The sequence below is a fragment of the Clostridium sp. AM33-3 genome, from assembly GCF_003480315.1.
Lineage (GTDB): Bacteria > Bacillota > Clostridia > Lachnospirales > Lachnospiraceae > Brotaphodocola.
The window spans coordinates 24,166-42,591 of record NZ_QUIV01000002.1; the positions used below are offsets into that span (position 1 = coordinate 24,166).

At 45.1% G+C, this 18,426-nt stretch carries 17 protein-coding genes, 1 tRNA gene and 1 pseudogene; 15 read left to right on the top strand and 4 right to left on the bottom strand.

The features are described 5' to 3' along the window. Positions 1 to 90: 90 nt before the first annotated feature. The 3 genes from larA to dctP are packed head-to-tail and all read right to left on the bottom strand — an operon-like array spanning position 91 to position 4,551. On the bottom strand, positions 91 to 1,365 hold the full coding sequence (gene larA / locus DW819_RS01335) for a nickel-dependent lactate racemase (RefSeq protein WP_118731742.1): 1,275 nt from the start codon (positions 1,363 to 1,365) through the stop codon (positions 91 to 93). Further along, entirely contained in the window at positions 1,362 to 2,513 is a 1,152-nt protein-coding gene (locus tag DW819_RS01340; protein ID WP_118731743.1) for a helix-turn-helix domain-containing protein, read from the bottom strand. Before DW819_RS01340 ends, larA begins: the two co-directional genes overlap by 4 nt. Beyond that, positions 2,500 to 4,551: a TRAP transporter substrate-binding protein DctP gene (dctP, locus tag DW819_RS01345; protein ID WP_118731744.1), complete on the bottom strand. Its 2,052-nt coding sequence runs from the start codon at positions 4,549 to 4,551 to the stop codon at positions 2,500 to 2,502. Before dctP ends, DW819_RS01340 begins: the two co-directional genes overlap by 14 nt. 307 nt (positions 4,552 to 4,858) lie before the next feature. On the opposite strand from dctP, the gene DW819_RS01350 reads away from it, so the two are divergent. From DW819_RS01350 to DW819_RS01365, 4 genes are all read left to right on the top strand, one after another. Next, positions 4,859 to 5,998, top strand: coding sequence for a TRAP transporter substrate-binding protein (locus DW819_RS01350; RefSeq protein WP_118731745.1), 1,140 nt, complete (start codon positions 4,859 to 4,861; stop codon positions 5,996 to 5,998). Between the two features lie 67 nt (positions 5,999 to 6,065). After that, positions 6,066 to 6,563: a TRAP transporter small permease gene (locus tag DW819_RS01355; RefSeq protein WP_118731746.1), complete on the top strand. Its 498-nt coding sequence runs from the start codon at positions 6,066 to 6,068 to the stop codon at positions 6,561 to 6,563. Between the two features lie 12 nt (positions 6,564 to 6,575). After that, positions 6,576 to 7,874, top strand: coding sequence for a TRAP transporter large permease (locus DW819_RS01360; RefSeq protein ID WP_118731747.1), 1,299 nt, complete (start codon positions 6,576 to 6,578; stop codon positions 7,872 to 7,874). A 17-nt stretch (positions 7,875 to 7,891) separates the two neighbouring features. Further along, positions 7,892 to 8,647, top strand: a complete 756-nt coding sequence (locus DW819_RS01365; RefSeq protein ID WP_118532007.1) for an alpha/beta hydrolase — start codon at positions 7,892 to 7,894, stop codon at positions 8,645 to 8,647. Between the two features lie 430 nt (positions 8,648 to 9,077). On the opposite strand, the gene DW819_RS01375 is transcribed toward DW819_RS01365, so the two are convergent. Next, positions 9,078 to 10,004, bottom strand: coding sequence for a ketopantoate reductase family protein (locus tag DW819_RS01375; protein WP_118532005.1), 927 nt, complete (start codon positions 10,002 to 10,004; stop codon positions 9,078 to 9,080). Positions 10,005 to 10,251: 247 nt separating this feature from the next. On the opposite strand from DW819_RS01375, the gene DW819_RS01380 reads away from it, so the two are divergent. From DW819_RS01380 to DW819_RS01435, 11 genes and pseudogenes are all read left to right on the top strand, one after another. Then, positions 10,252 to 11,130: a DUF3881 family protein gene (locus DW819_RS01380; RefSeq protein ID WP_118731748.1), complete on the top strand. Its 879-nt coding sequence runs from the start codon at positions 10,252 to 10,254 to the stop codon at positions 11,128 to 11,130. 304 nt (positions 11,131 to 11,434) lie between these two features. After that, positions 11,435 to 11,511, top strand: a tRNA-Arg gene (locus DW819_RS01385). 569 nt (positions 11,512 to 12,080) lie between these two features. Next, complete coding sequence (locus tag DW819_RS01395) at positions 12,081 to 12,284, top strand: hypothetical protein (protein ID WP_223385014.1); 204 nt, start codon at positions 12,081 to 12,083, stop codon at positions 12,282 to 12,284. Next, positions 12,281 to 13,210: a DUF6017 domain-containing protein gene (locus DW819_RS01400; RefSeq protein ID WP_002304312.1), complete on the top strand. Its 930-nt coding sequence runs from the start codon at positions 12,281 to 12,283 to the stop codon at positions 13,208 to 13,210. The genes DW819_RS01395 and DW819_RS01400 overlap by 4 nt, the downstream gene beginning before the upstream one ends. A gap of 6 nt (positions 13,211 to 13,216) precedes the next feature. Continuing rightward, positions 13,217 to 14,044, top strand: a complete 828-nt coding sequence (locus DW819_RS01405) for a ParA family protein (protein WP_002304313.1) — start codon at positions 13,217 to 13,219, stop codon at positions 14,042 to 14,044. Then, a complete protein-coding gene (locus tag DW819_RS01410) occupies positions 14,001 to 14,927 on the top strand; it encodes a ParB/RepB/Spo0J family partition protein (protein ID WP_002304314.1) in 927 nt (308 codons plus the stop codon). The genes DW819_RS01405 and DW819_RS01410 overlap by 44 nt, the downstream gene beginning before the upstream one ends. A gap of 8 nt (positions 14,928 to 14,935) precedes the next feature. Next, complete coding sequence (locus DW819_RS01415) at positions 14,936 to 15,463, top strand: hypothetical protein (RefSeq protein ID WP_002304315.1); 528 nt, start codon at positions 14,936 to 14,938, stop codon at positions 15,461 to 15,463. A gap of 54 nt (positions 15,464 to 15,517) precedes the next feature. Beyond that, complete coding sequence (locus DW819_RS01420) at positions 15,518 to 16,159, top strand: DUF3846 domain-containing protein (RefSeq protein ID WP_002588969.1); 642 nt, start codon at positions 15,518 to 15,520, stop codon at positions 16,157 to 16,159. A 10-nt stretch (positions 16,160 to 16,169) separates the two neighbouring features. Beyond that, complete coding sequence (locus tag DW819_RS01425) at positions 16,170 to 16,481, top strand: DUF5720 family protein (RefSeq protein ID WP_002304317.1); 312 nt, start codon at positions 16,170 to 16,172, stop codon at positions 16,479 to 16,481. 36 nt (positions 16,482 to 16,517) lie between these two features. Continuing rightward, complete coding sequence (locus tag DW819_RS01430; protein WP_002304320.1) at positions 16,518 to 17,000, top strand: PcfB family protein; 483 nt, start codon at positions 16,518 to 16,520, stop codon at positions 16,998 to 17,000. After that, positions 17,000 to 18,424 (top strand): annotated as a pseudogene (locus DW819_RS01435) (type IV secretory system conjugative DNA transfer family protein); the annotation flags it as partial. The gene DW819_RS01430 and the pseudogene DW819_RS01435, both read left to right, overlap by 1 nt. Positions 18,425 to 18,426 lie beyond the last annotated feature (2 nt).

An 18,426-nucleotide genomic window follows, 5' to 3' on the forward strand; every position in this document is an offset into this window, starting at 1 on the left:
TATAAAAAATCCCACAGGACCGGGCAGTCTGCCCAGATCCTGTGGGATTTTTTATTTCAGTTAGAAATGGTCTTTGATGGAAAAAGATAATCAGCTTAAAATGACAGAAACGCCATCAGGAATCAGGGTGATGGAAGGTTCCGGTTTATGCAAAATTTCGATGGCCTGACAAAAGGCATCGGAAAGAGAATTGCTATAAATAAGGTGCAGGGCTTCTACCACCTCTCTGGGAGCATCGCTTACCAGAATTACAGTGTGGTCCAGAAGAATCTGACAGAAAATCTGGGACTGCCACTGATCCGGAATCGTTTCAGTCTGTGCGCGGGAAAGTATGTCATCGAGAATTTTCTTGGTATCTGGCTCACGGGCAAAGGTCTGGAAGAAATCCTGACCGCCATGTCCGTCACAGCAGCTGGAAAGCATAATAATGACACCACCTTTTTTGCAGGAGGCAGCAGCTGTGGTCATTCCCTTGACACTCTGGTAGATATTCTGATCAAGAGGATAGCCGCCGTTGGAAGTGATTACAATATCTGAGAAAACTGGTTTGCGGCGGCACATAGAAGATAAAAAGGCAACGCCGGTTTTATGGGCTGTATCAATGTCACCGGCTACTGCGCCGATAATTTCCTTATTCTGGTTCAGGATTACATTCAGGATAAAGCGGATTCCAGAAGCTTTGGCAGCAAAGAGCATATCTTCATGAACAGGATTTCCTTCCAGAATGCCTGAGATGGAATGAGGATCATGAATATTGCAGGCCGCATGATTGTACATAATGGTTTTTCTGGAGGCAACACCAGGAAGGATGCTTTTTCGGCCGCCAGAGAAACCTGCAAAGAAATGCGGCTCAATAAATCCCTCAGCAATCAGCAGATCTGCTTCACAGGCAATTTGGTTTAGTTCGATATGGTTGCCGCTAGGACTGGTACCAATCTGGCAGAATGGGCCTTCATCACAATTATGGACGACAATGTGTTCCTGCTTGACGATGGTCTCACCAAATCGTTCTGTCAGTTCTTTCTGTGTAGTTTTTCTGTGACAGCCGGTAGCAATCAGAATGGTAATTTGTGCATCCGGATTGCCCTTTCGGATTTCCTGTAGAAGAAGCGGCATAGTGATCTGGCTGGGCATGGGGCGGGTGTGGTCAGAGGTGATGACCGTAACGGTTTTGCAGCCCTTGGCGAGAACAGAAAGCTCGGTGGTATCATGTGGATTTGCCAGTGCATATTTGACGGTTTCCTCCGGTCCCAGAGGTGGCCTGTAAGAAGACAGATCGGATTCGATGACAGCTTGAATACAGGTTTCTGGAAGACTGGCAGTCTGAGTTGTTTTTCCATATGGAAAAGAGTAGGGTTTGTTCATAAAGCCTCCTTTGCAGATGTGTTTGCAGAATGTATTTTTCTATAATAATGATACAGAAGAATCAGTTTAAAACGGTCATTATCTTTGTGAAGCGGATTGAGATTCAGAGACTTTTTAAGCTGGTTCAAACGAAATACCATGGTATTTCTGTGAATAAAGAGATCTTCCGCAGAGGATACAAGATCCATGTTGTTTTTGACCAGAGCCTGAATGGTTTTTACAGCTGTCGCATTGCTTTCAAGGTAGGACAGTTCTGCTTGGAAGAAGTGCTCAAACAGGGTTTCCGGAAGCTGATAGACCAGGTGCTCTGCAAGAAAGGCCGTTACAAAATAAATGTTTTTCTGTGAGGCGCTCTGGCTGGATGCATAGCGGAAGGCCGATTTTGCGGAGGAAAAGCTGGACGCGTAATCATTCAGGTTATTGACTGTCAGTCCCACCGCGATGGAACAATGGAACACTGAATTCTTTTTCAGATAGTCATAAAGATTATCAAAGAAAAGCATCGGGGCTTCTTCTGCCATCACATGGCACAGGATGATTTCGCTGGAACCAAAGTTTCCCAGAATATCCTGATTCCCGGCAGAGGAGATAAAGTGCCGAACCATCTGGAAAAAGGCCTGGGCTGCTGCCGCTTTGGCAGAGGGGGACATACCATCCGGGGCCTGAAACTGTAAAAGGCAGACTGCCCGGGGGAGTGACATATCCAGATCCAGTTCGGCAGCCAGCAATGCAGTATAGGTATGATCCTCGGTGGAAGTCGGATGAAGAAGATGATCCAGCAAAAGCGCCATGTCGCTCTGGCGGGAGGTTTGAGCTTTTCTGGCCGGTTTGGCCTGAAATAGCTGGATAATGGATTCTGTCATTTTAGCGGAGGTAAAGACATCTTCTGTTTTGGCTGCAGGAATCAGCAGGCGCAGCATGTAGATAGGAGCAATCGGAAAGGTAAGCTTATAAAAAGCTTCTCCCTGGGCATTTTTTAATGATACAATTTCTTTGAACCCGCTGTAGGAAACCGGTTCATCCGGGTAATATTCCGATCGGGGCGTCTCCTGGATTATGTGGTTATTTTTGTCCAGAAGCTGAAGAAAGCTTTCTGGAAATATCTCACGGATGGCCTGAAAAAGCTTCAGCATTTCATTTTCCTGCATAATACTCCTTTCTAAGCTGTGCGATTTTGGATAACAGATCTTGATGCGGGAAGGTGTCATACATGTTTTTTGCAAATTCTTTCCATTGTTTGGCCTCTTCTGGGGTTACTTCTATGATTTTCATGCCTTTTTCCTGGGTAAGAATTCTCTTACAGTTCTGGTTAATAACCTCCTGCTGTTCTTGAAAAATCCAGTTTGTGGTTTCCAGGGCTGCTGACTGGATTACGTTCTGCTGTTCTGTGGACAGCTTACTCCAAGTGTTTTTGGATACATAGAGAGCCTCGGTACTCAGATAATATTTCAGGCGAGTGATATAAGTCTGCTCTTCGTAAAATTTCATACCGAGCGTGTTGCTGTATGGATTTTCCTGACATTCGATAATGCCGGCATGGAGGGCATCCTTAACATCGTTGTAGTTCATTTTAATGGGAATGGCTCCCATACTGCGATAGTATTCGTCCAGGGCTTCCGTAAACATGACCCGAACTTTCCGACCGGCCAGATCCTGTGGTGTATGGATCGGTTCTTTGGAGGTCAGATACCGCCAGCCCATGGACCAGATGTTCAGGCATTTTACGCCGATGGTGTCCAGATAAGGTTCGATTTCCTGCAGAATGAGGCTGTTCAAGAGGTACTTCGCTTCTGAGTTGGAATGGAACAGAAATGGATAATCCAGTACCTTTGAGCGGTTATTGGTAAAACGGTTCATTACACCAGTGGCTGCAACGATAAAGTCGATAGAGCCGGAGCGGAGAATCTCGAACAGGTGGTCATTGTTTCCGGAAATGGAGAGTGTGTGGATGTTGATATTGATTGCACCTCCAGAATTTTTACTGACCAGATCCGCCATTTTCTGCATACCCTGATGAAGCACGGAATTCGGCTGAATGACAATGCCAGCCTGCAGAGTGATCTTCTGATTGACATGCAGGGCAAATGCCCGGAGTGTCATGCGGTCAAAATCATTTTGTGCCGGATTTAAGCCGGTTACATTTTTTAATTTGGCGGCCCGCTGTAGCATGGTATTACGATGCAGCCCCAGGCTTTCTGCAGTTCGGGAAAGATTCTGATCATGCCTGGATAATTCAATAGCTGTTTCCAGTAAAAGTGGCTGAGTGGAAAGCTGTTGGGATAGAACATGAAAACGGCTGTTCCAGTAACCAGGGGAAATTCGGCTGGCCAGAAATTCAAATATATAGTTTTTGATTTGGAGACTCAGCGCGGCATCTGCATTGAGATAGTCATAATTTGTAATGAGAAACAGTGCCTCAAGATAGCTGTTTCTTAAATTTGGAAGATCTTCATAAGTACTTCCGATTCCTGCATGCAAAAGGATTCCCTGCTGTTTCTTCATATCTTTTACAATGGAGTCTGCATAGCCGGAAAGCATGTCTGGCCGGTCAGATTCACAAAGGTTCTGAGTGTCTTTGTAGATCACATATCGTTCTGAACTTAAAAATCCGAAAATATCATCTTTTGAATAGAGGGAGTGACTGGTGATTAGGCTCTCTATTGCGGTCTCGGAAGAATCAAATTTATAGCTGAAGGCATGTTTGTTCTGATGTGCGATTTCAAGAAGGATGGCACAGCGTGGACAGTTATAGCGGTAGTCGAAATCCTTCATGATCGGTTCAATTTCCGAGATTCCCTGGTGGATGTTGGAGAGCTGATTTACCAGAATACTTCGGGTGTTGGCCATTTGGCTGTGCCGATCTGATATCTGCGGAGCAATAAGAAGGCTGGTCAGCGTTTTTAAATAAGCAGATAGCTGAACACTATTTTTGTCAAAGATCAGAAAGTAACAGACCAGGGTTTCTTCCACGTAAAAAGGTGTAATGGTGATTCCGAAGTGTTGTGCGGCCTTGTTTGGGTCATTGGTTGCGATACAGTAGGTGAGAACATCCTGTGTATAGGAAGTAACATCGGTGTGAGTACAGCTAAGTGCCTGCCAGGAAGGACTGGCAATCAAAATGGTTTTATTGCATACAGTCTGAATGTTGCTGATTAAAAACTGGAGATTTAAATCACTTAAGTACATGGTATGACCTCCTTATACAGGAAGTATAACATTGAATGAAAAGATCGGAAATGTGCACGAGATACAATCTTAAAAAAGAAAAATTATCGAATCAACACATAAAGACTGGAAAAATGCTGAAAAAGCATAAAAATCACCCTGGAATACGGAAGTAATTTTCAGCACATATAAATATGGTGTGCTGAAAATACAAAAAAGCAGAGAGCTTGTTATATCTGACCAATATTGTTTTTAAATATGCCTATTGCTATACTTAAGGCACATTCGAAACAGGAAACAAGGTCAGTAAGAAACGGGAGGTTACAACATGAAGAAAACATTTAAGAAACTGATTGCGCTTACATCAGCAGTATCCCTGACAGCTTTATCTGTAGCAGGATGCGGCGGCAGTTCTCAGACTTCTGCAGATGCAGGGAAGGGAAGCGAACAGAGTCAGGCCGCTGCAGAAACAAAAGAAGAAACGACTGATGCAGCTGCTTCACAGGATACGTCAGATGGTACGGATTACACACAGGGGGATAAGATTACAATTAAAATTGCCCATGTAAGTCAGGAAGGTGTACCGATTGATGTGGCATCAAAAAAATTAGGTGATATGCTGAACGAAAAGACCGGAGGCAGGATCACGGTAAATGTATTTCCTGCATCTGCTCTTGGCAATAATACGGAGTTATTAGAGCAGCTTCAGATGGGAACTCTGGAAATGGCTATTTCGTCAGTAGCATTTCTGGGAGCATTTACAGAGACAACCAAGCTTTTGGATCTTCCGTATCTGTTCCAGTCTAACGAAGCAGCAGAAGAAGTGCTGGACGGAGATGTTGGACAGACAATTTTTGAAAATCTGCAGCCGGCAGGATTTGAGGGAATGGCATGGTTGGCAACCGGCTGGCGTCATGTGACAGCAAACAAGGAGATCCATAAGCCGGAGGACATGAAGGGCTTAAAGATTCGTGTTATGGAAAACCAGATGCATATTGATCATTTTAATGCATTAGGCGCATCTGCTGTTCCGATGGCATTCTCTGAGCTTTACACCGCTCTCCAGAACGGAACCATGGACGCACAGGAAAATCCATTTGCGAATATTGACGGAAACAGACTGTATGAAGTACAGAAATACATCATCAAGACCGGCCATATTTACGATACCAGCCCACTTCTGGCATCCAAAACATGGTGGGATTCCCTCAGCGAGTCTGATCAGAAGCTGATCCGGGAATGTGTCAACGAGATGGTAACCTATGAACGTGAATTATCTGCAAGCAATGAGGCTGAACTTGAAGAAAAGATCGGAAATAACGGAACGAACGTCGTAATCACACTGACTGATGAGGAACGTCAGGCATTCAAAGACGCGGCACAGCCGGTTTATGATAAGTATGGTCCGGAAATTGGAGAAGATTTGATCAGCCAGGTCAATGAGATCAACCAGAAATATGTAAAATAATTTATCAGTCAGGCTGTCGGAATCAGGGTTACCGGAGATCGGCAGCCTATGTTATAAGGAGAACAGAATGGAAGAAAACAGAAAAAAAGTACCTTTTTATAATCAGATAGAAAAGTACATGATTGTGAGTATGTTTCTTGTAATGACAGTGATTATTGCGCTGAATGTAGTGACGCGATTTGTGTTTAATTTTACGCTTTCTTGGGGCGAACAGCTTGCAAGGCTGCTTCTGGTATGGACTTCTTTTGCCGGGATTAGCTGGGCCGGCATGATTAACGCACATATGCGCGTTACGGCATTATCTCTTGCGTTTAAGAAGAATCCCAAAATATTTGAAATTATTTATTTACTTGGAGATATTGTGGCAGTGATTTACGGTTTTTATCTGTCCTGGCAGATTTTTGGTGTCATGATATTGGTGAAAAACCAGGGTCAGGTATTATCCGCTCTTCCGCTAGTACCGAAGTGGATTATGTATCTTGCCGGAGTGCTGGGCATGGCGGGAATGAGTATTCGCATCATCCAGAGGCGTGTAGGGGAATTTCGAGGTACAGAACAGGAATAGGAGGATAAACGTATGATAGGAACAATGTTAGGGGTATTGTTTGTGTGCCTGATCGGAACTGTTCCCATTGCGGTGAGTTTGGGATTGAGCTGTGTGGCTACATTTGTATTGGGCGGAGGAGGCAATATGATTCAGATGCTGGCCCAGTCCATGGTGACCAGTATGGATTCGTTTTCTTTGATGGCAATTCCGTTTTTTATGCTGGTCGGAAGCTTGATGGAGTATGGCGGAATCGCAAAAAAGCTGGTTGATGTAGCGGAAATGATGACAGGAAACATGCCTGGAGGTCTTGGTATGGCAGCGATTGTTGCTTCTATGTTCTTTGCTGCAATCTCCGGTTCCGGTCCGGCAACAGCTGCAGCTATAGGCGGTATTATGATCGGAGCTATGGTATCCCAGGGTTACTCCAAAGGCTATAGCGGCGCACTGATCGCGGCAGGCAGTACCATTGGTCCGGTTATCCCGCCGTCCATTCCCATGATCATGTATGGTGTCACTATTGGCGTTTCTGTATCTTATATGTTCATTGCCGGCATCATTCCTGGTATTTTAATGGGTGTTGCATTGATGATCTATAACTATTTTACCAGTAAGAAGCGTGGATATAAGGGAAGAGAAACGCAGGCAAAAACCGCCGCGGAAAAAGCAAAAGTGCTGAAAGACGCGATCCCTGCAATTCTGATGCCGATCATTATTCTGGGTGGTATTTATTCCGGTGTGTTTACCCCGACCGAATCTGCCGTAATCGGTGTGGTTTATTCAATTATTGTAGCGGTATTTGTGTATCATCAGTTGACCTGGAAGCGTTTCTGTCAGGCTATGTTTGACGCGACAATTACCTCAGCAACCATTATGGTACTGTTTGGTGCGGCGAATACCTTTGGCCGTATTCTGACTATGAACAGCGTGCCGACTATGGTGACCCAGTGGATGCTTTCTGTAACATCTTCAAAGGCACTGATCATGCTGATGATCAATATTGCGTTACTGATTATTGGTATGTTTCTGGATACGATTTCTTCCATTGTATTATTTGGACCGATTTTTGCACCGATCGCGATTGCAATTGGTTATGATCCGCTTCATTTTGGAATTATCATGGTGATCAACCTTTGTATTGGCATGATCACACCGCCAATGGGAGGCAATCTGTTTGTAGCGCAGAGAGTTTCCAACACAACTTTTGAGGAAATTTTTAAGGATACGCTTCCGATGATTCTGGTATTATATCTGCTTCTTGCGCTTTTGATCATATTCCCACAGATTACCATGTTCCTGCCGAAACTGCTTGGCTATGTATATAACGGATAAAAAGGAGAGAGTGCGATATGTTTATGAATGTAGAATTAATGGTCGATGAAAAATTGATTCGCGGAGATGTCAGAACTCCAGAGGGAGACGGGCCATTCCCAACCGTGTGTTTTTACCATGGATTCTGCGTGGACCGGATTGGTATTATGAGGCTACATGAGCTTTTTGCAAGAAAGTGTGTGGAAAACGGAATTGCCTGTGTGAAATTTGATTTTTACGGTTGTGGAGAGAGTGACGGCGATTTTTCTGAGATGCGTTATCTGGATGAGATTGAGCAGGCAAAGGCAATTTATAATTGGACAAAAGAACAGAGCTGGTGTGATCCGGATAATCTTTATCCGGTAGGACACAGCCTTGGCGGAGCAATTGTTTCAAATATCATTCCGGAATTACAGCCCAAGGGAGCAATTATGTGGGCACCTGGCAATGTGGCATATTATGATATCAGCAGCAGAGTGCATGCGATTCCGGGCAGTTATAAAGAGACTTACGATATCGGAGGATTAATGATGTCCAGTGAGTTCCTGAGCCAGATGCGTAAGCTTGATATTGTTAAGCGGGCTGCAGGATATGAAAAGGAAGTTTTGTTGGTTCATGGAGAGTTAGATGAAAAGGTGCCGGTTTATGCAATTGGACCATATCTGGATCTGTATGGAAAGCATGTAAAACTTGAGATTATTCCAGGATCCAATCATCAATTTAGTTCGGTATCATGGAAAAATCAGGTGTATGATTGCAGTATCGAATATTTGAAGAGAAAAATTGCAGAGTAGAATTAAATGGGGATTCTGGGCTTATGAGAATGGTGGTATTAGACGGATATACTGAAAATCCAGAGGGGCATCATCGGAAAAGCGAATATTGAAAAAATGGAAGATGGTGTGATCATCATCAATAACAGTCATTTGTTATAGTTGCTATGGATCAGGATGAAGAGGAAAGGCCGCAAACACACGCGGCTTCTCCTCTTCATTTTCTTTTGTTATGAATTTGGTAACGTGTTTTTTCCTGCTGGGCTTTTGAGCAGGCGGTATCCTTCTATCGTCTTGCGGTGGTGAATTATATAGGTTTTCATGATAAAGGCATGCTGTTAGCAGGCGGCTGCGGAAACACCAACGGCGAACCAAAGATTGAACGCACAGGTTATCTGCAAAAAGCCTTTGAATTCGGAAAACAGATATATCCGGAAGAATTAAACACAGATCAATAATCAAATTTTCCGTCGTTCTTTTCTTCCAGTGCTTTGATCAGATTGTAAGTCATTTCATTATAAGGGCATTCCACGCCAACCTCTTTTCCCATGCGGATCAGGGCACCGGAAAACATATCAATCTCGGTATGTCGGTGTGCATCAAGATCCTGCAGGGTGGAATAGCGCTGGGACGGAAGCCATTTGGCGGCTTTAAATTCATCTGTTAAGGGAATGCCCTTTGCATTGGCTACCAGGACAACCTCATGGCGCATTCTGCGCATAATGGCATCTGCATAGATGCTGTCATCATAAACTCCGATGCCGACACCAAGAATGGCCTGAGGCAGATTGCGGGAAACATTTAAGCCGAATTTATCCCACATATCTAGCAGGATATCATCACTTAAATGAAGAGTAACCGGTGTGTCAGCAAAAATCTCCGCAATAGCAGCAAGCCTTGGATCCTGGCAGGCAGGCTGGTTCGGAATTCCGATGTAGATTCCGTTGTAGCCTTTTGGAAGTGAAAAATGAATGGAATTTCCGATTCGATGGGAGGCAATGCGGATCAGAGAGTAAATCATATGCTCCATGCCGATGCGCTGACCAATGAGCTCCTCACTGTCGACACCGTTTAGGAGGCTGACCACCATGGTATGTTTATCAGTGATGGTCTCGATATCCGGCAGAGAATCGCGAAGCTGGGTGTATTTTGTACAGACAAACAGAAGATCCACACCATGGGCTTCGGCCGGTGTTTTTATATGAAGAGAATAGACTTTGTCATTGATATTCAGGCCATTTTTGGCGAGACGGTCTTTTCGTTCCCCATCTGCGATGACCCAGAGATTTTCTTTATACTTGTCGGAAAGTCCCATAACCAGGTAGGAACCTACTGCGCCTGCGCCCAGAATGGCGATGGTGCGGATATGCTGATTCATAATTGTGTGCCTCCTCTTATCAGTTTTCATCAGAGTATGATAATGATTTTACTATATAGCATAATGCATAAAAAAACAATTGCGAATTTGGGCAGGATGGAAAATGTGAAAAACATGAAATTTTCAAATACTGTAATTTATGTATGTAATAATTGAAAACTGCATTGCTATCATGTATAATGAGGCGTAAAGAAAGGGCGGAGAATTTCTTCGCCCTTTCAAATTAGACGGTTTAGAAGGTGAGCATATGCATAAATTTCTGCGAAGCATTGGCTTTAGCACATATAGAAAAAAGCGTGATATCGAAAAGCTTCTGGCATCATTGATCCCATCTGCCAAATGGCGCCGGATCCAGTTGGATGAAGAAACCAATCTCTGTGAACTGCGGGCTGAGGTGGCACCTGGTATGGGAATTGTCATGATGGGTGAGATGGATGAAGAGGGCGCCTTTCAGTGCGAATATTACTATCCTTATCTGAATTCCTCGGATGTTTCTTCTACAACGGACTGCTCGATTCAGCGGCATACGGAAAAAGAGACTTACGCGGGATTGCTCGATGAATACCGTGTTGGAATCTCTCTGATTTTCTATCTGGGAAACTGTTATGAGTACCGTGAGCGCAAGGCAAAGCGTATGCCTCGGACGACAGAATCTGTGAATCTGACCGGTCTGGCTATTGAGGGGAAGGTTCTGCTTCCACTTCACAAAACCAGAAAGCAGATTGAGATGGCGAAGGTGGCGGCAAGAGACCGCAATAACCTGTTAGAGGCAGCGAAGAAAGGCGATGAAGATGCCATGGAAACGCTGACAATTGAGGACATTGATCTGTACTCCCAGGTTTCCAGACGTGCCATGAAGGAAGATCTGTACTCTATTGTGGACTCCAGCTTCATGCCCTGCGGCATCGAATGTGACCAGTATTCTATTATCGGTGAGATCACCGGGATTGAGATCAGGGAAAACCGGGTAAGCGGTGAAATGGTTTATGACCTGACTATCAGCTGCAGCGATATGCTTTTCCATGTAGGAATTGCCCAGAAGGATCTGATGGGCGAGCCAAAGGTAGGACGCCGCTTTAAGGGACAGATCTGGATGCAGGGAACGGCAAAATTTGCAGAATCGTAGGACTTGCTATTTTGCGAGATTTTTGTTATTCTATATAAGTACATTTCGCGTACGATGTTCTCATAGTTAAATGGATATAACAAGCGCCTCCTAAGGTTGCGTTACAACGGTCACCTCAAAAAAATTAAATAAGGGATTGCAGTTCGACTTTGGTCGGGCTATAATCATATATCAGACACGTCCATATAGCTCAGCTGGATAGAGCACACGCCTCCTAAGGTTGCGTTACAACGGCCACCTCAAAAAAAACTAAATAAGGGATTGCAGTTCGACTTTGATCGGGCTATAATCATATATCAGACACGTCCATATAGCTCAGCTGGATAGAGCACACGCCTCCTAAGCGTGGGGTCGGAGGTTCAAATCCTCTTATGGACGCCAGTGAACAACGCCGAAAGCCTTTGTTTTCAAGGGTTTTCGGCTTTTCTTATATAAAAAGCTACGAAAAAGCTCTTTCACTGTATGAGATAAAATTCTACTCCAAAATTTGATTTTTGACAACCCCTCCAGAATCGAACGGTTGTTATAAGACAAAATCGCCAGCTAATTTTTAGCAGAAAACGGGCTGTTCTTGCTAATGAAAATGCCCTTCCTGCTAATCAGCCCCAAAATCGTGCCAAAAATCCAGCTAATCAAAAAAGGCGGATGTTTTGAATACCATGCAGTTATAGCAGATAAAATTAAATATCGTTATGTACATAGAGCGTCTATTTGCCCCGCATTGGGGATGGATAGGCGCTCTTTTTTTATGCCCAAACCCATGGGCAAATACAAGAGATTGGAGGTGTTTTATTTGAGCAAGCCTGTTTATACCGCAGACAAGCCGAGCGACTGTCATTACTGCTACTTCTGGACGAATGGCAGAAAGGGCTGCCGTCTGGGTAGAAATAATTGCTACTACTTAATCTCTTTGCCGCCGAAACCCAAGTCGGAATGTGATGGCTGTCCCTATGGGCGAGATCACCCGTGCATTGGTTGGTGTACGAAGAAGGTTATGCGTGAAGTGGGGCTTCGTTGATATGGATGTGTATGAACAGGAATACCGCTTCTACTATTTTGCCCGATGTCCTTACGAAAAGACGGATACGACTTTCCGCAGCATTCCGCTGACAACAGAAAGTTTTCCGCAGAAAGAAGGTGGTGAAGCCGTGTGAGTTTTGATTATTTTTACGGTCAGCAATCCGATCTATTCACATTCTATCGAGTTCCGAAGGTGTTGTTCACGAACGAGAGGTTCTGGAATATTTCTGCCGATGCCAAGATGCTGTATGGCATTTTGCTTGACCGCATGAGCCTGTCTGCCAAGAATGGTTGGATAGATAAAAACGGTAGAGTGTATATCATTTTTACAATCGACGAAGCGAAGATGGCTCTGAACTGTGCTGAACAAAAGGCTATCAAGCTGCTCAGTGAACTTGAGAAGAAAGCAGGATTGATTGAACGTAAGCGCCAGGGTTTGGGAAAGCCCAACCTGATCTATGTGAAGAACTTTATCTCTGCTGTGGATTCACAACTCTTGAATTGTGAAAATCACAATTCTGGAACAATGGAAATCACAACTCAAGAACTTCCGAAATCACAATGTAATAATACTGATATTAAAAATACTGAATTTAGTGATACTGATTCTATCTTTCCTTCCGGAAATGGTGGAATGATGGACGAGAATGACCGGTATCAAGAATACTTTGATTATTTCTCGGATCAGCTCAGTATGGATTTGTTGAAGAAGGATTACCCTTACGATTCCGAAATGCTGGATAACATTCTGGAGTTGATCGTTGAAACAGTTTGCACGAAGCGACCGTTGATTCGCATTGGTGCAGAGGAGCGTCCGGCAGAAATTGTCCGCAGTCGGTTTATGAAACTGAATGCCGAACACATTCGATATGTTATGGACTGCTTCAAGGAGAACACCACAAAGATTAGAAATATCCGTCAGTATATGCTGACTACGATATACAATGCGCCGACGACAATAGACACCTACTACGATGCTCTTGTTCGGCACGATATGTCACACGGATATTTGGAAGGAGGATTTAAGAAATTGAAAATGAAGCGAGAGGAAGGAGAGTGACGATAAATGTCGAAAAAAGCAACCATCATTGCGGTGGTCAATCAGAAAGGAGGCACTGGAAAGACCACCACCACCGAGAATCTGGGCGTTGGCTTGGCTCTTGAAGGAAAAAAGGTGCTTCTGGTAGACACCGATCCCCAGGCTTCCCTGACGGTCAGTTTGGGCAATCCCTGCCCGGATGATCTGTCTCCGACACTTTCCGATCTGATGGGAAAGATTATGATGGAAAACCCTATTACTCCCGATGAAGGGATTCTTCATCATCCGGAGGGCGTTGATTTGGTGCCGTCCAACATCGAACTCTCAGGTATGGAGGTAGCACTGGTCAATGCCATGAGCCGGGAAACCATTCTCCGGCAATACCTGGATACAGTCAAACAGAATTATGATTACATTCTTCTTGACTGTATGCCGTCTTTGGGTATGCTGACCGTCAATGCGTTGGCAGCTGCCGACAATGTGCTGATACCGGTTCAGGCAGCATACCTTCCTGCAAAGGGTCTGGAACAGCTGCTTGGAACCATCAACAAGGTCAAGAGGCAAATCAACCCGAAACTGAGGATTGAAGGGATTCTTCTGACGATGGTGGACAGCCGCACCAACTACTCCAAAGACATCAGCAATCTGATTCGGGAGAGCTACGGCGGAAAGCTGAAGGTTTACAAGACCGACATTCCCCGCTCTGTCCGTGCAGAGGAAATCAGCGCAGAGGGAACCAGTATCTTCAAGCATGATCCCAAAGGCAAAGTTGCCGAAGCCTATAAAATTCTGACGAAGGAGGTGTTAAACAATGCAGAAAAAAGGCGCAAACATCAGCTTGAAGGGGTACGATGATATTTTCTCCACCGATCAATCCAGAGCTGAAGCCCAGCAGGAGCGTGTGCAGGAAATTCCGCTTTCTGAGCTACACCCCTTTGAGGGACACCCCTTCCGTGTGGTTGATGATGAAGAAATGATGAAAACGGCAGAGAGCGTCCGAGATTTCGGAGTTCTCACTCCTGCGATTGTCCGTCCTGACCCCGACGGTGGTTATGAAATCGTTTCTGGTCACAGGCGGCACCGGGCATCGGAGCTTGCGGGTAAGGAAACCATGCCTGCGATTGTTCGTGACCTGGACGATGATGCAGCCATTATTTTGATGGTTGATGCGAATTTGCAGAGGGAGAGTATCCTGCCGAGTGAAAGAGCATTTGCTTATAAGATGAAGCTGGATGCGATTAAACATCAAGGTCAACGCACCGATTTAACTTCATCCCAAGTTGGGATGAAGTTGCAGGCAATGGATATAGTCGGTCAGGAGGCAGGAGAAAGCAGAAATCAGGTACACCGTTATATCCGTCTGACCGAACTGATTCCGGAACTGCTGGATATGGTAGATACGGGTCAGATCAAATTCAATCCTGCGGTGGAGCTTTCCTATCTGGCAAGTGAAGAACAGAAGGATTTTCTTTCTGCAATGGATTATGCTCAAGCAGCTCCTTCCCTTTCGCAAGCACAGCGAATTAAAAAGCTCGCACAGGAGGGCGAGTGTACGCTGGATGCGATGTGCGAGATTATGAATGAAATCAAGAAGGGAGAGCTGGACAGAGTAACCTTCAAAACGGATTCGTTGCGAAAATACTTCCCGAAGTCCTATACCAACAAGCAGATGGAGGATAAAATCATTCAGCTTTTGGAGCAATGGCAGAAAAAAAGAGAAAAATCAATGGAAAGGTAAGGTAAAAAATGTTTACACCCAAAAACATTCAGGGCGCTTTGGAAGAACTCTACGACCTTTGCGATCCTGATTATATGGTAGATATGCTCGTAAACTACAGTGAGGAGTTCGATGATATTTCTCCTGCGCTTCTGGCAAAGTCGTTTCAGAAAAATGCCGAGATGATTAGCGAGTATCGAGTATTGTCCTCTGCTGGTGAGGGTATCGACTATCAGGGAAAGGTACTTCTGAACAGCAGAGCCGTGCGGCTTCTGTCCTATGTAGAAGATATGAGCGGCGATGAAAAAGTTCGCACGATTCAGAGCAAGGAGCTGTGGTTAGCAGAAGATATGACATTCTATGTGGTGTCCTGTATGTCTACGATCACGATGGACAAGGAAGAAGCCATTTGTCTTAACGAACACCGCAGCGTGGTTACTACGGTGGAATGCGAGGACGATATTTTCTTCGACATGGGTTCCCTGATTTGCGAACTGGACGATATTTGCTTGTTCGAGCTTTTAGCCGATGTGGATGCGACTATTTATGAACTGTAACAGGTTCATGGATGGTCGCTTTTCTTATTTCCAAAGAAACGGAGGTATCGAAACTTGAAAGAATACGATGTGAAGATCACCGAAACCTTGGAGAAAACGGTTACGGTGCAAGCAGAATCTCACGATGCGGCAGAGGAACAGGTTAGAGCCGCTTATTACAATTCGGAGTACATTCTGGACTCCGAAAACTTTACCGGTGTTGCGTTCGGCACGACCGAGGAACGGGAGGTTCAGAAAGAACAGGCAGATACCATGAATGTGTTGCTGGTAAAGCCGTTCATGTATCCGCAGGCTGTGCAGATCGGCTGTGAGCTGGAGGATTTGCAGAAAGCCGTAGGTGGCGATATTGAGGCAACTTATCCGTTCAATGAGCCGGTTGCACTGGTGATGCACGACGAAGGTAAACTCGTAGGCAAAGAACTGAACCGTGCGCTGCGTGATGATGACGGCGATATTTATGACATTATCGCCGGTGATTTTCTGGTTGTGGGATTGGGCGAGGATGATTTTTGTTCTCTGTCCCCGGAACTGATGAAGCAGTTTGAGGAACACTTTCATCAGCCTGAGACTTTTGTACGCATGGGGCGCAGCATTATGGCGCTTCCCCTGCCGGATGACATGGTGAAGAAAGAAGATGCACCTGTCAAAGCTGATTCGGTTCCCCACAAAAGTAACCCTGACCGAGATGTTCTGTAAGGAGGTTCTTATGCAAAGAAATTCGACGATTGGAGAGCTGATGGAGCGAAAGCGGATTCAGGATGGTGCCAAGGAGTACCAGGGACATACCTATATGGACTTGGCACGATTTGATGACGCCACCAAGCACATGATTATTTTCGATGTGCTGACCGATGAATCGCCTGTCGGTTGGAAAGGCGAAAGAAATCGCCTGTATTTGAGCGATGTGGGTTATCAGAAGGCTCTGGATAACCAGAAAGCTGGCAATATCAAGATTATCAGCCATGCCGCAGTTGCCAAGGGCAATCTGTATTACGACCACAGAGATATGGCACGATAATCTGTTCACTCTACTGCTTGCAGGAGGTGATGAATCATGCAGGAAGAAGTTGAAAACAGAACAGTAAACCTGGCGATCAGCACAACCAAGCTGACGGGGCGCACTATCATTGCCGGTATCCGCAAGTATTTGCAGCACCGGGAAAAAGTGAAGATGAAAAAGGCACGAGACCCTGCCGTTCATGGAAAGCAATCCGTGAAACAGCTTTTGGGACAGAATCAGGGTGCTACGAATGTTGAGATCGACAAAGAGAGTATCCGTGATTTTGAAAAGCTCGCCAAGAAGTATGGCGTGGACTTTGCCGTAAGAAAAGATAAGTCCGTTGATCCTCCCCGGTTTCTTGTTTTTGTCCGTTCTAAAGATGCAGATGCTTTGGATGCAATCTGCAAGGAACATCAGGCAAGGGCATTAACCAAGAATGAAAAGCCGAGCGTTCTGGCGCAGCTGAAGAAGTTCAAGGAAATTGTCGCAGCGATTCCGAAGAAGGTTCGAGAGAAGAAACAGGAGCGTGATCTGTGATGGATAAGAGAAAAATGAAAAAGCTCCTGATTCTGAATTTACCGTATTTTCTGGTAGGGTTGTTCGCTACGAATTTAGGAGAAGCATGGAGATTGGCTGAGGGGGCAGATTCATCTGCGAAAATCCTCAGCTTTTTTCATGCCCTTCCGATAGCCCTGAACAATCCGTTTCCCAGCTTTCACCCGTTGGATTTGCTGATTGGTATTCTCTGCGGCGCAGGACTTCGGCTGGCTGTCTATCTAAAAGGCAAAAACGCAAAGAAGTACCGACACAATGTTGAGTACGGTTCTGCTCGTTGGGGAACGGCAAAAGATATTGAGCCGTTTATTGCACCAAAGTTCGAGGACAATGTGATCCTGACGAAAACGGAGCGGCTGATGATGAGCAATCGCCCGAAGAATCCTGCCAATGCCCGAAATAAGAATGTTCTGATTATCGGCGGTTCGGGTTCCGGTAAAACTCGCTTTTGGTTGAAGCCAAACCTTCTCCAGATGCACAGTTCCTATGTGGTCACTGACCCGAAAGGCAGCATCGTGATTGAGTGCGGCAACGCCCTTTTGAAGCATGGCTACACCATCAAGATTTTCAACACCATCAACTTTCAGAAGTCGATGCACTATAACCCATTTGCCTATATCCATTCAGAAAAAGACATTCTGAAACTGGTGACAACGCTGATTGCCAACACAAAGGGTGATGGAAAAGCCGGTGATGAGTTCTGGACGAAGGCGGAAACGCTGCTCTACTGTGCCTTGATCGGATATATCCACTATGAAGCTCCGGTTGAGGAACAGAATTTCTCCACCCTGATTGAGTTCCTGAACGCAATGGAGGTGCGGGAAGATGATGAGGAGTTCCAGAACCCGGTGGATCTGATGTTTGAAGCCCTGGAAAAGAAAAAGCCGAATCACTTTGCAGTCCGTCAGTATAAAAAATACAAGCTGGCTGCCGGCAAGACCGCTAAGTCGATTTTGATTTCCTGCGGCGCTCGTCTGGCTCCTTTTGATATTCAGGAGGTCAGAGATGTGACTGCCTATGACGAGTTGCAGTTGGATACTCTCGGAGATAAGAAAACGGCGCTCTTTCTGATTATGTCAGATACGGATGCGACGTTTAATTTTTTGATCTCCATGATTTACACACAGCTGTTCAACTTGTTGTGCGAGAAAGCAGATGATGTGTACGGCGGCAGACTGCCGGTTCATGTGCGCTGCTTGATTGATGAGATGGCAAACATCGGTCAGATTCCCAATCTGGAAAAACTGGTAGCGACAATCCGAAGCCGTGAAATATCGGCTTGCCTTGTTCTCCAGGCACAATCACAGCTGAAAGCCATTTATAAAGACAATGCCGATACCATCATCGGCAACATGGATTCCCGAATTTTCCTGGGTGGTTCTGAGCCAACCACGCTCAAAGAACTGAA

What these genes read in the sequence shown, in the direction of transcription:
- larA (WP_118731742.1), bottom strand. Translation starts at nt 1,365, where the DNA reads ATGAACAAACCCTACTCTTTTCCATATGGAAAAACAACTCAGACTGCC.
- DW819_RS01340 (WP_118731743.1), bottom strand. Translation starts at nt 2,513, where the DNA reads ATGCAGGAAAATGAAATGCTGAAGCTTTTTCAGGCCATCCGTGAGATA.
- dctP (WP_118731744.1), bottom strand. Translation starts at nt 4,551, where the DNA reads ATGTACTTAAGTGATTTAAATCTCCAGTTTTTAATCAGCAACATTCAG.
- DW819_RS01350 (WP_118731745.1), top strand. Translation starts at nt 4,859, where the DNA reads ATGAAGAAAACATTTAAGAAACTGATTGCGCTTACATCAGCAGTATCC.
- DW819_RS01355 (WP_118731746.1), top strand. Translation starts at nt 6,066, where the DNA reads ATGGAAGAAAACAGAAAAAAAGTACCTTTTTATAATCAGATAGAAAAG.
- DW819_RS01360 (WP_118731747.1), top strand. Translation starts at nt 6,576, where the DNA reads ATGATAGGAACAATGTTAGGGGTATTGTTTGTGTGCCTGATCGGAACT.
- DW819_RS01365 (WP_118532007.1), top strand. Translation starts at nt 7,892, where the DNA reads ATGTTTATGAATGTAGAATTAATGGTCGATGAAAAATTGATTCGCGGA.
- DW819_RS01375 (WP_118532005.1), bottom strand. Translation starts at nt 10,004, where the DNA reads ATGAATCAGCATATCCGCACCATCGCCATTCTGGGCGCAGGCGCAGTA.
- DW819_RS01380 (WP_118731748.1), top strand. Translation starts at nt 10,252, where the DNA reads ATGCATAAATTTCTGCGAAGCATTGGCTTTAGCACATATAGAAAAAAG.
- DW819_RS01395 (WP_223385014.1), top strand. Translation starts at nt 12,081, where the DNA reads ATGGGCGAGATCACCCGTGCATTGGTTGGTGTACGAAGAAGGTTATGC.
- DW819_RS01405 (WP_002304313.1), top strand. Translation starts at nt 13,217, where the DNA reads ATGTCGAAAAAAGCAACCATCATTGCGGTGGTCAATCAGAAAGGAGGC.
- DW819_RS01410 (WP_002304314.1), top strand. Translation starts at nt 14,001, where the DNA reads ATGCAGAAAAAAGGCGCAAACATCAGCTTGAAGGGGTACGATGATATT.
- DW819_RS01415 (WP_002304315.1), top strand. Translation starts at nt 14,936, where the DNA reads ATGTTTACACCCAAAAACATTCAGGGCGCTTTGGAAGAACTCTACGAC.
- DW819_RS01425 (WP_002304317.1), top strand. Translation starts at nt 16,170, where the DNA reads ATGCAAAGAAATTCGACGATTGGAGAGCTGATGGAGCGAAAGCGGATT.
- DW819_RS01430 (WP_002304320.1), top strand. Translation starts at nt 16,518, where the DNA reads ATGCAGGAAGAAGTTGAAAACAGAACAGTAAACCTGGCGATCAGCACA.